Annotated in this window: 10 protein-coding genes; 3 read left to right on the top strand and 7 right to left on the bottom strand. The window is 68.4% G+C overall.

All coding sequences use genetic code 11. From position 1 onward, the window contains the following. Positions 1–2: 2 nt before the first annotated feature. Entirely contained in the window at positions 3–962 is a 960-nt protein-coding gene (locus LW840_RS06690) for a creatininase family protein (protein ID WP_291268256.1), read from the bottom strand. Between the two features lie 171 nt (positions 963–1,133). Here LW840_RS06690 and LW840_RS06685 point away from each other — a divergent pair, with 171 nt between their 5' ends. After that, positions 1,134–2,162: a hypothetical protein gene (locus LW840_RS06685; RefSeq protein WP_291276669.1), complete on the top strand. Its 1,029-nt coding sequence runs from the start codon at positions 1,134–1,136 to the stop codon at positions 2,160–2,162. A 284-nt stretch (positions 2,163–2,446) separates the two neighbouring features. On the opposite strand, the gene LW840_RS06680 is transcribed toward LW840_RS06685, so the two are convergent. From LW840_RS06680 to LW840_RS06660, 5 genes are all read right to left on the bottom strand, one after another. Beyond that, on the bottom strand, positions 2,447–4,567 hold the full coding sequence (locus LW840_RS06680) for an ankyrin repeat domain-containing protein (protein WP_291268258.1): 2,121 nt from the start codon (positions 4,565–4,567) through the stop codon (positions 2,447–2,449). Between the two features lie 15 nt (positions 4,568–4,582). Continuing rightward, entirely contained in the window at positions 4,583–5,980 is a 1,398-nt protein-coding gene (locus LW840_RS06675) for a DUF1552 domain-containing protein (RefSeq protein ID WP_291268259.1), read from the bottom strand. Positions 5,981–6,000: 20 nt separating this feature from the next. Beyond that, the gene (locus LW840_RS06670; protein WP_291268260.1) at positions 6,001–8,517 is read right to left on the bottom strand and encodes a DUF1592 domain-containing protein; all 2,517 of its coding nucleotides are present in this window, start codon (positions 8,515–8,517) and stop codon (positions 6,001–6,003) included. 294 nt (positions 8,518–8,811) lie between these two features. Then, the gene (locus LW840_RS06665; RefSeq protein ID WP_291276668.1) at positions 8,812–9,747 is read right to left on the bottom strand and encodes a 2-dehydropantoate 2-reductase; all 936 of its coding nucleotides are present in this window, start codon (positions 9,745–9,747) and stop codon (positions 8,812–8,814) included. 4 nt (positions 9,748–9,751) lie between these two features. After that, the gene (locus tag LW840_RS06660; RefSeq protein ID WP_291268262.1) at positions 9,752–10,450 is read right to left on the bottom strand and encodes a hypothetical protein; all 699 of its coding nucleotides are present in this window, start codon (positions 10,448–10,450) and stop codon (positions 9,752–9,754) included. Positions 10,451–10,703: 253 nt separating this feature from the next. Here LW840_RS06660 and LW840_RS06655 point away from each other — a divergent pair, with 253 nt between their 5' ends. Continuing rightward, positions 10,704–11,477, top strand: a complete 774-nt coding sequence (locus LW840_RS06655) for a VOC family protein (RefSeq protein ID WP_291260551.1) — start codon at positions 10,704–10,706, stop codon at positions 11,475–11,477. Positions 11,478–11,653: 176 nt separating this feature from the next. On the opposite strand, the gene argG is transcribed toward LW840_RS06655, so the two are convergent. Further along, a complete protein-coding gene (argG, locus tag LW840_RS06650) occupies positions 11,654–12,988 on the bottom strand; it encodes an argininosuccinate synthase (RefSeq protein ID WP_291268263.1) in 1,335 nt (444 codons plus the stop codon). 296 nt (positions 12,989–13,284) lie between these two features. Here argG and LW840_RS06645 point away from each other — a divergent pair, with 296 nt between their 5' ends. After that, on the top strand, positions 13,285–14,772 hold the full coding sequence (locus LW840_RS06645) for a hypothetical protein (RefSeq protein ID WP_291276667.1): 1,488 nt from the start codon (positions 13,285–13,287) through the stop codon (positions 14,770–14,772). Positions 14,773–14,774 lie beyond the last annotated feature (2 nt).

Here is a 14,774-nt window from a genome sequence, read left to right as displayed (position 1 = left end):
GTTCAGTTCCCGCGGGTGCGCGGCGGCGCCGGCAGCGTACCCTTGTTGGCGATCGCCTTGTTGATCGCATCCACCGTGACCTGCGCACGGAATGCCACGACCTCCCTGGCCCAGGCGGTGATCTTCTTGCGATCGGTGAGCGACACGCCGTTGATCTCGGCCTTGCCCGCCTTGACCCGTTCGTCGTACCGGATGCTCTTCGGATCGTCGATGAACATGTTGAGCGAGATCTCCGGGTCATCGTGCAGGCCGTCGGCCTTGGAGGGGTGCACCCCCTTGCTCTCCATGTGCTTGGCCACGCTCGCGTAGTCGTAGTACTCCTGCACATGGGCCACGATGGGCGCGCCCTTCCAGAGCATCGTGAGCGAATCGGCCACGGCCCGCTGCCCCGCCTGATTGCCGCCGCTGTCGCCGATGTAGATGATGGTCGTGAAGCCGTGCGCCTTGAGGCTGGCGGCGATGTCGGTGAGCAGGGCGCGGAAGGTGCCTTCGCGCGCCGTGATCGTGCCCGGGCTGGTCATGTGCCCCGACGGCGGATCATAGCTGCCCTCCGGCACGAACTTCACGATGGGAGCGCAGAGCGCGTTCCCCAGCTTGCGCGCAATGGCGTCGCAGTTGGTGTGCAGCACGTAATTGTGCTTGCCCGTCACGAGCCACGGGCCATTGGGCTCCATGCCGCCGGTGGGCACGATCACCGTCGTCTTGCCGGCGGCAATGGCATCGCGCACATCCATCCACGTCATTTCCTCGAGCCACACCGTGTTGGGGGCCGGCAGCGGGTTGGGCGTGTCCTTGCAGTTGTACGGGTTGTCGGCGCAGTTGCCGCCGCCCATGCTGCGCGGGTCGCGGGGACGCGGCTGCTGGGCGTCAACGGCGGTGCTGACCAGGGTGAGGGCGCCGGCGGCCACGAGGGCGCGGCGCAGCAGCGTGCGGGGCATGGGGAACGTGGACATCGCGGGCATGCGGGGAGCTCCCGAGGAGGAGGGTGAAATCCGGACGCACGACAATGCGCCCCGCGCGCCATCTCCGCCAGAGCGGGTGGCGACAACGGCCGGTTGCCGACCGGCGTATTGCAGCGGGGCCCTTCGCCCACGACCCTTTGCGTTGGAGATGGCTTTGCGCGAGCATTCAGCATGACCCGTACGCTCTCCCTCCCGCCGTACGCTGCCGCCGCGATGCTGGCCCTGTGGTTGCCGGCCCTCGGCCACGCACAGTCCACCAGCGGTAGCGCCGCCGCACCCGCCCGCCTTCCCTCGCTGGCCGAAGTGCGTCAGCTGGCGGAGATGCACCTCACGCTCAGCGCGGTGCACGACTCCGCCGACGCCCGGGCGGCGCAAGCCAAGAACAAAACGCCCGACGCGCAACTCGAGCTCGCCAAGCAGAAGCGGGAAGCGGTATCGCGCGTCATCAAGGAGCGCGGGCTGACCGATGAGGAGTACCAGCGGCTGCGCTTCCTCGTGAGCAGCAACGCCGAGCTGCGCGCGCAGTTCGATTCCATCGTGGGCAAGCTCACCGGCGCGCCGGTACCGGGGCGGGTGGTGGCGGCCGCCGCGCGGGGGTTCGTGCCCGCCGCACAGCTGCCGGCTGGCCTGGTGGGCACGCACATCGGGCACGTCACCACCAGCTACGTGGACACGCCGGAAAAGGCCGGGCTGCTGGTGGTGGCCTTTGCCGAAGCGGTGGTGGCGTCGCAGCACGCCACGCTGGCCACCCGTACCCCCACCGATCTGGCGGCCATGAAGCTGCACGCCGGGCATGTGCTGCACGCGCTCGACCCGTCGCTGCAGGCCACCGGGCCGGGCAAGGGCTTCGGCCTGCGCAAGGCCGCCGGCGGCGTGGCGCAGCACATCGAACTGGCCGCCAAGGAGAGCGGCGCGTCGGGGAATGTGAAGATCCACGCCACCCACATCGCGACCGCCGCGCGCGGGACGTTGTCGCGCGTCGATCAGGCGGTGGCGCTGATCGCGCAGATCCAGGCGGCCACGGACGCCAAGGCGGCGGCCTCACTCATCGCGCAACTCGCGTCGCTGTGCAGTCAGCTGACGAGTGGTGCCGACAGCAACGCCGACGGCCGGGTGGATTGGGGGAACGGCGAGGGCGGGCTGCAGCAGGCGGATGAGCATGTGAAGCTGATGATGGCAGGGGAGAGGCGGCCGGGCTGAGTGGTCGGTGAGAGCTGCCTGACGGCTGCCTGAAAGGTGCTGTGTGATTACCTGCAGACGGCAGACGGCAGGAACCACAGTGGGCAGACGGCAGGGATGCGGAAGAACAACACGGCGGCGTGCGCTGCGCGCCGCCGCCGATGTCCCCACCGCAAAGGAAATCGGGCGCCCTGCGAAGCAGTGGCGCCCGTTTTGTTCCACCTCATCCCTGCCGTACTGCCCACTGTGGTTCCTGCCGTCTGCCGTCTGCGGTTGACCCCACCCGCTCTACAACAATCGCTGCCTCAGCAGCCCACGCACCGATGATTGTTCCGTGCCCCCAGCTTCTCCAGCAGCTGGATGGTTTCCGGGAACGGACGCAGACGCTGCACGGGGCCATTGGCGAGGTCCACGGTGGTGCGGAAGTCACGCCCCACGGCCTTGGGGTCGGCGCCCTTGCTCACGAGATACAGGATCATCTCGTTGTCGCCACGCGAGGCGGCGTGATGCAGCGGCGTGTAGCCGTTGAGGTCGCGCTTGTTCACGTCGTGCCCCAGCTCTTCCACCAGGTACTTCATCGCCGGCATCCACCCATCGGGGGCATGGCGGTGCGCATTCCCGGCGAAGCCGTTGCCGTAGCCCACCCCCGCCGCGGCGTGAATGGGATACGTCCCGATGCCCGGCGGCACGGCCTTCGACGCACTGTCGAGCGCCGCGTCGGGACGCCAGCCGGCGCCCTCCCCCTGCGTGGGCGGACGACGACGGCCGAGCTGCGGTGGACGGTACGACGGAATCGTATCGATGGCGCCGGCCTTCTTGAGGAGCTTCATGGCCTCGAGGTCCACCGCGTACGTGGCCCGCCAGAACGGCGTGGTACCGTCGAGCAGTTCGAGCCCGCAGTTCGCGTTGCCGCAGTTGCTGTAGCCGAAGAACCAGATGTTCTTCTTCATGCGCACGTTCACATCGGCACCGGCCTTGATGAGCGCGTTCATGAGTTCGTAGTGCGTCGTCTTCTGCAGCTGCACCGCCTGCGGCTGCGGATAGCGCGACCGCGGGTGCCAGAAGGTGTTGATGGACGCGTACAGCGGCGACAGCCCGTGCGTGCTGGTGAGCTTCACGTTGGCGCCGCGCTTCACCAGCTCCATCGCCAGGTCGTAGTGCCCGTTGATGGTGGCGTGCAGCAGCGGCGTGACGCTGTCGGTGGCCGACACTTCGTTGATGTCCGCGCCACCGTCGAGCAGCGCCAGCGCGGCGGCCATGTTCCCCTGACGCACCGCGTGGTGCATCGCGGTGAGGCCACCCATGCTGCCCACGGTGGCCTCGTAGCCGGCCTGGAACCCGTTGGTGGTATCGCGCGGCACCACGGTCTCGGTGGTCTTACCGAGATCCTTGCGCTCGTACATGGCCCGGCCCGCGAGAATGGCCTCCTCGATCTGCTTGGGCGTGAGGGCATTCACCGGCGGGGCAATCAGCCCGATGCGCGGCGTCCGCGCACTGTCGGCACGCGGGGCGGCCGCCACGGGCGCCGCGGCCGGAGCGCCGGCGGGAGTCGCGCCGGCAGCCGCCGCCGGTGCGGCCTTCTTGGCGGTGTCCGCCGCCGGCACCGGCTCCACGCCCAACCCGAACTGGCGGCGCAGCGCGGCCTGCTCGGCTTCCTGCTTGGCAATGGCCTTCATGGCCGAATCGCGCATCGCCGTCGGCAACGCGGCGAAGAGCATTTCGTTGCGCTTGCGCGCCGCCGCCTGCTGCCGCGCCAGCTCTTCGGTGAGGTCGAGCGTGTTGGTCTTGAGCGACGACGTGGCGCCAGCCTTGAGCAGCGCCGTCACGGCCCCGGGGCGATCCGCAGCGGCGGCGAACATGAGGGGCGTCTGCCCCCAGGTCGTTTCGCGCGCATTGAGGTCGGCCTTCCTGGTCACCAGCGCGTTCACGCTGGCCACGTCACCCGACTGAGCCGCCAGATGCAGCGCGGTCACGCCGGTGCTGGTGAGCACCTTGTGATCGGCGCCCCCCGCCAGCAGGGCCTGCACCACCGCGCCGTTGCCGGCGCGCGCCGCGATGTGCAGCGGCGTGTACCCGCCGTTGCGCGTCGTGGGCGTGACCTTGGCACCGGCCTTGAGCAGCGCCGTCGCCATGGCGGCATCGCCGCGCTCGGCCGCCCAGTGCAGCGCCGTCATGCCGTCACCCAACGGGATGTTCACATCGTTGCGTTGCGCGACGAGCGCGCGCACCCGCTCCAGATCACCCTGCCGCGCCGCCTCTGCCACCGCCGGCGACGCGTTGGTGGCGCGGGCGACACCGGCCGCCAGGCGCACCGGCCGCCGGCTGTCACCCGCCGTGCCCTGCGCCAACGCCGGCGCCGCCGCGAGCGCCAGGCTCGTGGCGCCGAGCAGGCCGGTGCACAGGTGATACCGCAACGATTTCGACATGCGGTGACTCCTCGGTCAGGCGTTGGTGTACAGCGCGAACGGCGTCACGCTGTCGCCGAAGCTCGGCGTGTCGATGTTGTACCGGTGCAGCAGCGAGAGGAACACGTCGGCCATCGGGGTGCCGTCGGGCGCCTTCAGGTGCGTGTTGCCCGGGATCACGTTGCTGCCGCCCAGCAGGATGAGCGGGCAGCGGCGATGGTTGTGCACGTTGCCGTCGGCCATGGGCGAGCCGTACACGATGAGCGTGTTGTCCAGCAGGGTGCTGTCCCCCTCCTGCGTCTCCTTGAGGCGCTTGAGGAAGTACGGCATCATCGCCACGTGGTACTTGTTGATGAGATTGAACTCCATGATGGCCGACTCGCGGCCGCCATGGTGCGACGCCGGGTGGAAGCCCTTGTTCGTGCCGCTCTCGGGGTACACGCGGCTCGACGCGTCACGACCGGTCTTGAACGAGAAGACGCGGGTCATGTCGCTCTGGAAAGCGAGCACCTGGATGTCGAACATGAGCTTCATGTGCTCTTCGAACGAGTCGGGCACCCCCACCGGCGCTTCGGGCAGGGCGCGCTCTTCCCCGCTCGAGTTCTTCGCCTCCACCTTCTGGATGCGACGCTCGAGCTCGCGCACGTTCTCGAGGTACTGGTCCACGCGGCGACGATCGGTGGGGCCGAGCTGGCGCTTGAGCGCGCCCATTTCGCCCACCACCCAGTCGAGGATGCTGCCGTTGTCGCGGCGGCGCGCCGAGCGGTCGGCGTTGTCGGAGCCCGCCCCGAAGAGCAGGTCGAAGGCCGCGCGCGGATTGCGGATCATGGGCAGCGGCTCGTGCGGCGACGCCCAGCTGATCGTGTCGGTGTAGGCGCACGAGTAGTTGTAGGTGCAGCCGCCGGCCTGGTCGAGATTCTCGATGCACAGCTGCATGCTGGGAATCGGCGTGTCCTGCCCGATCTTGCGCGCCACGATCTGGTCGAAGCTGGTGCCCACGAACAGGTCGCTGCCCTGCGTCTGCTTGGGATGCGACTGCGTGAGGAACACCGCGCTCGAGCGGAAGTGGTCACCACCGATTTCCGGCGCCTCGAAGGCTTCGGCCATGCGGCAGTCGGTGTTGCTGATGATCGAGAGGTGCTGGCGCCAATCGGCGAGCGGCGAGAGCGCGCTGTCGTTGGTGAACTCGAACTGCCGGCCCACGCCTTCGGGCGCCCACAGGAACTTGGAGGCCCCCCACGTGTTGCTGCCGGCCGCGCCGTGCACCGACTCGATGCACACGAGGCGCTGGTGGCCGGCGGCCGCCGCGCGTCCCGATCCGGCGAGGAACCGCCCGGCGGGCTCCATGGCGTCGAGGTACGGCAACGCCACCGTGGCACTCAATCCCTTCAGGAACGTGCGGCGTTCCAGTGTCTTCTGCGCGAGAAACTGCATCGTCGGTGCTCCGGAAAGGGTCAGTTCTGATTCGCGTCGGCCGTGACCGGCTCGGCGCGCTTGCTCTGGAAGGCCTTGCTGTTCACCACACCCATCACGAAGGCCGACATGCGGTAGTTCTGCTTCGCGGCGTCGCGCACGATCGCGCGCACCGTCGTCATGTCATGGTCTTCCACGCGACGTCCGAGCGCGTAGGCCATGAGGTTCTCCGTGAAGTTGCGCATGAGCGGCAGCGGGCGCTTGAGCAGCGCCTTGGTGAGATCCGCCGTGGTGGTGATCGGCGTGCCATCGTACAGGTTGCCCCGGGTGTCCAGCTGGGCGCCGTTCTCACGGAAGCGCAGCTTGCCGGTCACGTCGAAGTTGTCGAGCGCGAGCCCGATGGGATCCATGAAGTTGTGGCACGACTTGCACGTGGGATTGTCCCGGTGCATTTCCATGCGCTCACGCGTGGTGAGCTGCTTGCCGTCCTTCGCGCCTGCGGTCTGCTCGAGGTCTGGCACATTGGGCGGCGGCGGTGGCGGCGGCGCGCCCAGCAGCACTTCCATGACCCACTTGCCCCGCAGCACCGGCGACGTGCGGTTGCCGAGCGACGTCTGCACGAGCACACTGCCGTGCCCGAGCACGCCGCGGCGCTGATCGTCGGCATACGCCACCTTGCGGAAGTGCGAGCCACTCACGTTGGGAATGCCGTAGTGCTTGGCGAGCCGCTCGTTCACGTAGGTGGACTCGGCGGTGAAGGCGGTGAGCACGCTGCGATCGCGGCGCACCATGTCCTCGAAGAACAGCTCCGTTTCCTTCTGCATCGCGTTGGCGAGCAGCTGGTCGAAGTCGGGGAACAGGAACGCGTCGGGCTTCACCTTCTCGAGATCCTGCAGGCGCAACCACTGCGCGGCGAAGCGGGTGCTGAGCGCCTCGGCCCGCGGGTCGGCGAGCATGCGCTTCACCTCGGCGTTGAACACCGCCGGCTGCGACAGGCGCCGCTGGCGCGCCAGCGTGAGCAACCGCTCGTCGGGGATCGTGCTCCAGATGAAGAACGAGAGGCGCGTGGCCAGTTCGAGATCGTCGATGCGGAAGTCCTTCCCTTCGGCCACGCCCGTGGGGGTGCGCTCGAAGCGGAAGATGAAGTGCGGGCTGGCGAGCACCGCCTGCAACCCGAGGCGCACGCCGTCCTCGAAGCCTTCCACGCCGCCGGTCTTGGCGCCGGCATCGTAGAACTTCATGAGCGCCGTGCGATCGGTCTCGGTGAGCGGGCGACGATAGGCGCGCGTGGCGACGCGCTCCAGGATGCTCTGGGCGCACACGCGCTGCGCGGCCGGCGCCGTGGGGGCGCAGGTGAAGAGCTTGCGACGGCTCGGCGAATTGGAGAGGCCGAGGATCTTGGTGGGGCCCGTGATGAGCACGTCCATGAGATACGCCGGCTCGGTCGTGCCGGCGGACCCGTTGCCCTGCGAGGCCCGCGACCACTCATGCGGCTTGATGAGATCCTCGTACGGGCCGTCCACCTTCTTCACGAAGCTCACACTCAGCGTGCGCTGGCCGCCCGTGATGGTGAGGGGCTCGGTGAGCAGGTAGTCGGCGCCGAGCGGCAGGTCGGCCGATTCGCTGTTGCGATTGATGCCGCGATCGTAGCGCAGCAGCGCCACGCGCTCGCCGTCGATGGAGACATCGACGTCCTCGATCGGACGTCCCACGCCGCCGCCCACGTTCACGCGGATCTGATAGATGCCGTCGGCCGGGAAGGTGTGCTTGACCACCATGCCGCCGCGCGTGCCGTAGGGGGTGCCGTCGACCTGATCCCACGGGTGCTGCGAGGTGAAGGGCGAGGTCTTGTAGAGGACCTGCGCCAACCCGGCCTTGCGGTCCCCAATGGCCATGCGGCTCACCGCCGACGCGGCGTTGAGGTAGCCCTCGAGCAGCGTGGGGGAGAGCGCCTGCACGTCGGAGATGTTGTCGAAGTTGGCGCTCTTCTGGTCGAGGGGCAGCCAGTCGCCGGCGGTCACGTCGAGCCCCAGCAGATCGCGCACCACGCGCTCGTACTCGGCACGGTTGAGCCGCTGGAAGGAGCGCGTGCCCGGATTGACGGGGCGCGCATCCATGGTCTGCTCCAGCGTTTCCACGAGCGCCAGGAGGGTGTCGCCGCCGGGGCGCTTCGAGCCCGGCGGGGGCATCATCTCCGCGCGCAGCTTGCGAATGATCTTTTCGGTGGCGTCGCTCTCGGTGGCCGCCGCCAGACTGTACCCGCGCAGGTTGAGATTGCCGCGGCGCATGGTGGGGTTGTGGCAGGAGCCACAGTACTTCTGCACCGTGCTGTCGAGGGCGGCGATCGCCATGCCGCGCGCGCCGAACTTCGCCGGGGCACGCGTGGGGGTAATGGAACGCGACAGCACCGGATGCGTGGCCGCCACGCCGCCGGCAGCGGGACGGGCGGGCGCCGCGGGCGCGCGATCACGAACTGCGGGAACCGGATTGGGGGTGAGCAGTGACGAGAGCATCGTCACCGTCGCCGTGATACCCGACCATGCCAAGAGAACCTTCATGCCAGCCACTCCACGGAGTGCGCATCCGCGTGGGTGTGCCCCGGAGATGGTGGCACACGAAAAAACGGACGCGCGTCGTCTACCTGCGGGACCAACTGCGGTGACACCGGCACCACGGCCGGGAGGAAGGAGCCCGGTGTGGATGGAACACAGACACATGACACGGCCCCACAGTCACGGCCAGATCGCGCCGCGTGTGGGGAGTCAATGGAAATGTACGCAGCAGGTGCCGAAGATGCTGCAACTCCCGTTGAATACGCGCGTTACAGGAAACGCGCCCCGCGCAGGCGCGGACTAGATCGCGACCGCCACGCGCGGGCGCAGCACGGCAGCGAGCACGTCGTGCACGGGGGTGGGCACGCCGAATTCGCGCCCAAGGCGCCCGACCGCCGCGGTCTGTGCCTCGAACTCGCTGGGGCGCCGCGCCAGCAGATCGCGCGCCATGCTCGTGCGTTCGTGCGGCGGCAAACCATCGTAGCGCTGCCACACCGTGCGCTTGGCATCGGCTGGCCACGTCACACCCACGGCCTGCCCCACGGCGATGACTTCATCCAGCGCCCGGTCTACCAGCTCGCGCGTCTCCGGCACGGTTCGTACGGGGCCGAACGATTCACCGGTCGCGGCGCACACCACGCCAATGGGTTCGATGAAGAGGAATTTCTCCCAGAGCGCCACCGCCATGTCCGCCGGGACCAGCGCCTGGAGACCGGCCCCGCGCACCGCCTCGGCGATGGCGGGAATGGCGGCGGCTACCGCCGGCGCCGGGGGGTGCCCCGCGCGCGCGCCGAACTCCAGCAGGGGGGTGACCGCCATATGGCGAATGTGCCCGGGCGCCACCTGCTCGGCGATGACCCGGCACAACCCCTCGAGGATGTGGTCGGGCCCCAGCGCCGCCGCCAGCTGAACGCTGGCCTCGACGCCGTTCTGGAGGGGGATCACCGCGGTGGCGGGCCCCAGCAGCGGCGCCAGGGTGGGCGCCACGGCCGCCACCTGCGTGGCCTTCACGCCCACCAGCACCAGATCCACCGGCCCCACACCCGCGGGATCGTTGGTGGCGTGCACCACGGGCAGCTGCACGTCGCCGTGCACGCTCTCGAGGTGCAGCCCCCGCGCGCGCAGCGCCGCCAGCGTGGCGCCGCGCGCGAGGAACATCACGTCGTGGCCGGCGGCGGCGAGTCGGGCGCCAAACACGCCCCCCACCGCGCCGGCGCCAACCACGGCGATACGCATCCGCTCAGGGCGTCTTGGTCACGGCGAATCCGGCGATGTGCGCGTCGGTGTTGTGCCCCATGCGGAAGCCCACCACCCCGTCGGTGCTCTTCAGCTTGCCCGCGCCCACCACGTCGCTCTTGGGATAGCTCGCCACTTCCTGGCCGTTGATGAGGCAGGAGACCTTGTCCCCCTTCACCTGCAACGCGATTTCCTGCGTGACCGGCTTCCCCTTGGCTTCGGCCTTGTTGACCGCCGGGTGCGTGCCACCGCGCGGGCCGTTGAGCTGGAACGGCGCCGGGCCGAAGCCGCGCACGATGAAGTTGCCGTTGCCGTAGGCGGCACAGTACAGGTAGTTGGCGTTCTCGGTGCCCATGTCGTTCCCGCCCATCACGATGCCGTACGGATGCGGGTGGTTGTTGAGCCCCATGTACTCGCGCTCGGAGAAGGTGGCCTTCACCGTGTAATCGCCGGTGCCCTTCATGCCGGGGTTCCAGTAGGTGATGGCCGGCCCCGTGGTGGCGTGCATGCCGGCGCCCATGCCCACGAACTTGGCGCTGTCCACGGTCAGGCCAGCCTTGGCTTCCTTGGCGTCGACCACGCCCATCCAGCCCTTCATCTGAATTCCGCCTTTCACCGCCATGGACTTCTCGTTGTCCTGCGCGTGCGCGACGGACGAGGCAGCAGCAATGGCCAGCAGGGCGGCGGGTACGATCCGCATCATGACGACTCCTGATTCGGTGGGAACTGCGGGAGGAGGAGAGGAAGGAAGAGGAATACACCCCTCGGTGGGAATTCGCGCAACTGGGTGTGCTGGTTGAGATGACAGGCTCGGCCGCGACGTGGGTTTCGCGGGCGTGCTCTGTGGACCACCGACGACTTTCAAAAGCCCGCCCAGCCCCCCCTGAAGCAACCCGCGTCACCACACCGTAGTCTTACGGAGCACCCGCCACGGCCCTCTCACCGACCTCCCCACCATGCCCAACGTCGACGCGCCGCTCGTGAACCGCCCCTGCTGGTTCGATCTGTCCACCTCGGACCTCACCGCGGCCAAGGCGCTGTACGGTGAGCTGTTCGGGTGGAGCTACCTGGATGGCGGCCCCGAACTGGGGCATTACACCATGGCCTTCAACGCCGCCGGCCGCGCGACCGCGGCGCTCGCGCCCAAGATGCCCGGGCAGGACCAGATGCCCACCGTGTGGACCGTGTACTGGGGCACGGCCGACATCAGTGCCTCGGTGGAGCGGATCGTGGCGCACGGCGGTTCGATGATGGTGCCGCCCATGCACATCCCCGGCAACGGGCACATGGCCATTGCGATCGATCCCGACGGCGCCGTCTTCGGTCTCTGGCAGGCCGACCCGTTCGGCGGCGCACAGGTGGAGGGCGAACACGGCGCCATGTGCTGGAGCGAAGTGAACTGCCGCGATGGCGCGACGAACGCCGCGTTCTACGCCGCGGTGTTCGATCTCGACGTGCACATGATGGACATGCCCGGCGTGGTGTACCGCACGCTGCATCCGACGAGCGGCGGCGAGGCGGTGTGCGGCGTGCTGCAGATGGATGCGCAGTGGGAGGGGATCCCGCCCCACTGGATGCCGTACTTCGCCGTGGCCGATCTCGAGCGCGCCGACACGGTGTGGGCGAAACACGGCGGCAAGCAGGTGGCCGGCCCCATTGCCTCACCCTACGGCCGCATCATGGTGGTGCAGGATCCGCAGGGGGCGTTCCTGTCGTACATGGCGTCGTGATATTCGGAGGAGTTCATGACAGGGGAGGACGCAGGGGGCAGGGGGTCAGGGGGAAGGCGGCAGGGGCAACGACGCGTTGGTGCCCCCTGCTTCCCGCTCCCTGACCCCCTGTCCCCTGAGTCCTCCCTTGTCAACCAAAACGGGGCGGTCTCCGCAGGAGACCGCCCCGTCGTCCATCAATCCGCGCCGGCCGGCAACTGCGGCACCCCATTCGCCGCATTGCTCTGCAGCAGCCCCGCCCCGGTGTAGATCGCCAACTTGTCGCGCGTATCCACGATGTCGAGGTTGCGCATGGTCAGCTGCCCGATGCGATCGAGGGGCGAGAAGTACTCCTGCCCCTTCTCCATCGTCAGCCGCTCCGGCTTGTAGGTAAGGTTGGGGCTCGTCGTGTCCATGATGCTGTAGTCGTTGCCGCGACGCAGCTCGATGGTTACCTCACCGGTCACGGCGCGGGCCACCCACCGCTGCGCGCTCTCGCGCAGCATGAGGCTCTGCGGGTCGAGCCAGCGCCCCTGATACAGCAGGCGCCCCAGCTTCTTGCCGTTGATGCGGTACTGCTCGATGGTGTCTTCGTTGTGAATCCCCGTGACCAGGCGCTCGTACGCGATGAACAGCAGCGCCAGCCCCGGGGCCTCGTAAATGCCGCGGCTCTTTGCCTCGATGATGCGGTTCTCGATCTGGTCGGTCATGCCCAGCCCGTGGCGGCCGCCGATCGCGTTGGCTTCGGTGAAGAGCTCGAGCGCGCTGCCGAACTCCCGGCCATTGAGGGCCACCGGATAGCCCTCTTCGAAGCGGATCGACACGGTCTCGCGGGCGATCGCCACCTCGTCCTTCCAGAAGGCCACGCCCATGATGGGCTGCACGATGTGCATCCCCTTGTTCAGGAACTCGAGGTCCTTGGCCTCGTGCGTCGCGCCCAGGATGTTGGAGTCGGTGGAGTACGCCTTTTCCACCGACATCTTGTATTCGAAGCCGCTCTTGATGAGGTACTCCGCCATCTCGGTGCGCCCACCCAGTTCGTCGATGAACTGCTGGTCGAGCCACGGCTTGTACACGCGCAGATGGGGGTTCGTGAGCAACCCGTAGCGGTAGAAGCGCTCGATGTCGTTGCCCTTGAAGGTGCTGCCGTCGCCCCAGATGTTCACATCGTCTTCGCGCATGGCGGCCACCAGCATGGTGCCCGTCACGGCGCGGCCGAGCGGCGTTGTGTTGAAGTACGTCTGTCCGGCCGTGCTGATGTGGAACGCCCCGCACTGCAGGGCGGCCAGCCCTTCGGCCACCAGCTGCGCGCGGCACTCGATGAGCCGCGCCTGCTCCGCGCCGTAGGCCATGGCCTTGCGCGGGATCTCCTCGTAATCCGACTCGTCGGGCTGGCCGAGATTGGCAGTGTACGCGTAGGGCACGGCGCCCTTTTCGCGCATCCAATGAAGCGCGGCGCTGGTATCGAGACCGCCGGAAAAGGCGATCCCCACCTTTTCGCCCACGGGGAGACGCTGGAGAATGTTGGCCACAGGATGATTCGGGTAACGAGGAGGGGCACCTGACCGGGTGCCCGTCGGGCACAGCCCCGAAATTTAATCCGTTGGCTCCGGAACGCCCTCCGGGTGCGCTCTCGGTATTCACCGTCGACGGGCGCCCCGCCCTCGCGCGCACCGGCACCGACTGCACCCGGCGATGACCGTTGCCGCCTGAACATGCGGCCACGCCGCCCGCGATTCACGCGGCAGGAATGCCGTCGGCGCTGCAAGTTGTGCCGGGACTCCCGTGTGTTCAGAGCCCCGCACCACGCCCGCCGAGGAGCTGCCCCATGCCGTTGGAGCGTCCGTACTTCCCCATCATCTACGTGCGTGGCTACGCCATGACCAGCGGCGAGGTGGAGCACACGGTGGCCGATCCGTACATGGGCTTCAACGTGGGCTCCACAAAGCTGCGGCAGCAGTACCCGCGGCGCGTCGTGCGCCACGTCTTCGAGTCGCCCCTCGTGCGGCTCATGAAGGACGAGGGGTACGGCGACAGCTTCGTGGACGGCACCGAACTGCCGGCCCATGCCGTGCCCAAGGCACGTGCCGTGTGGATCTATCGCTACTACGAGGACGCGTCGAAGGAGCTGGGCAGCGGCACACGCCACGACATCGAGACCTATGCGCGGGGGCTGCTCGAACTCATCGACCAGCTGCACGATCGCTACGTCCCCGGGGACCGCGCGCGGCACGGCGCCCGATCGTCGGCCTTTCGCGTGTATCTGGTGGCGCACTCGATGGGGGGGCTCATCTGCCGCTGTCTGCTGCAGCAGCTGTCACGCCACGACGCGCGCATCGACAAGGTGTTCACCTATGCCACGCCGCACGGCGGCATCGACCTGCGCGGGATCGGCAATGTGCCGGGGTTCGGCATCAATCAGTCGGACGTATTCAACGAGGGGCGCATGCGCGAGTACCTGCGACTCGCGCCCGACACACCGGTCAACTCGCTCGACGGGGCCTTTCCCGAGGAACGCTTCTTCAGCCTCGTGGGCACCAACCACGACGATTACGGCCTCGCGCGCCTCGCGGTGGGGCCCATGAGCGATGGCCTCGTGCGCATCCCCAACGCCTATGTGGCCGATGCCCCGCGCGCCTTCGTGCACCGCTCGCACTCGGGGCACTATGGCATCGTCAATTCCGAGGACGGCTACCAGAACCTGCGCCGCTTTCTCTTTGGCAACGTGCGCATGGACGTCTTTCTCGACATCGAGACGCTCACGTTGCCGGCAGCGGTGCAGCGCGAGAAGGATGCGGGGCACGCCATTCGCGCCGACTATCACATTGACGTGATCGCCCGGGTACGCGGCGCGCGGTGGGACCTGCACCGCCGGACCACCAACGAAGGGTCGGCGGTCCTCGTGGATTACGACCGCCACGTCAAGGGACGGCGGCCACTGCATCTGGCCAGCGCCTTCCTCTCCAATCAGGCCCGGGTGGACCTGGCCCGTCCCACGCTGGGCTTCAGCCTCGACGTAGGCGTACAGGTGCCGGAGTACCAGATCGACGGCACGCCGTTCTGGACGCGCGATCACTACGACGGCGGATTCCTCTTCCGCGACAAGGTGAACCTGGAGGCCACCTTCGGCGACGATGGCCGCTGGTCGCTGCGCTATGGGTGGGACAGCGCGGCGCCCAATGCGGTGCAGCACGACGCCGTGGCGGCGTCGCCGATCCCCGGCAGCTGGACCTTTGCCGTGCCGGTGGTGCAGGACACGCAGCCGGGGATCCGCGCCGTGCTGCGCCTCGAAACGCGCCCCTGGAACGAGGAGTAGTT

The organism is Gemmatimonas sp., from assembly GCF_021298855.1.
GTDB lineage: Bacteria > Gemmatimonadota > Gemmatimonadetes > Gemmatimonadales > Gemmatimonadaceae > Gemmatimonas.
The sequence above is the reverse complement of the archived record's forward strand: the minus strand, read 5'-3'. Positions and strand labels throughout refer to the sequence as shown.

Coding starts and splice junctions, on each gene's coding strand:
- LW840_RS06690 (WP_291268256.1), bottom strand. CDS start 962: ATGCCCGCGATGTCCACGTTCCCCATGCCCCGCACGCTGCTGCGCCGC.
- LW840_RS06685 (WP_291276669.1), top strand. CDS start 1,134: ATGACCCGTACGCTCTCCCTCCCGCCGTACGCTGCCGCCGCGATGCTG.
- LW840_RS06680 (WP_291268258.1), bottom strand. CDS start 4,567: ATGTCGAAATCGTTGCGGTATCACCTGTGCACCGGCCTGCTCGGCGCC.
- LW840_RS06675 (WP_291268259.1), bottom strand. CDS start 5,980: ATGCAGTTTCTCGCGCAGAAGACACTGGAACGCCGCACGTTCCTGAAG.
- LW840_RS06670 (WP_291268260.1), bottom strand. CDS start 8,517: ATGAAGGTTCTCTTGGCATGGTCGGGTATCACGGCGACGGTGACGATG.
- LW840_RS06665 (WP_291276668.1), bottom strand. CDS start 9,747: ATGCGTATCGCCGTGGTTGGCGCCGGCGCGGTGGGGGGCGTGTTTGGC.
- LW840_RS06660 (WP_291268262.1), bottom strand. CDS start 10,450: ATGATGCGGATCGTACCCGCCGCCCTGCTGGCCATTGCTGCTGCCTCG.
- LW840_RS06655 (WP_291260551.1), top strand. CDS start 10,704: ATGCCCAACGTCGACGCGCCGCTCGTGAACCGCCCCTGCTGGTTCGAT.
- LW840_RS06645 (WP_291276667.1), top strand. CDS start 13,285: ATGCCGTTGGAGCGTCCGTACTTCCCCATCATCTACGTGCGTGGCTAC.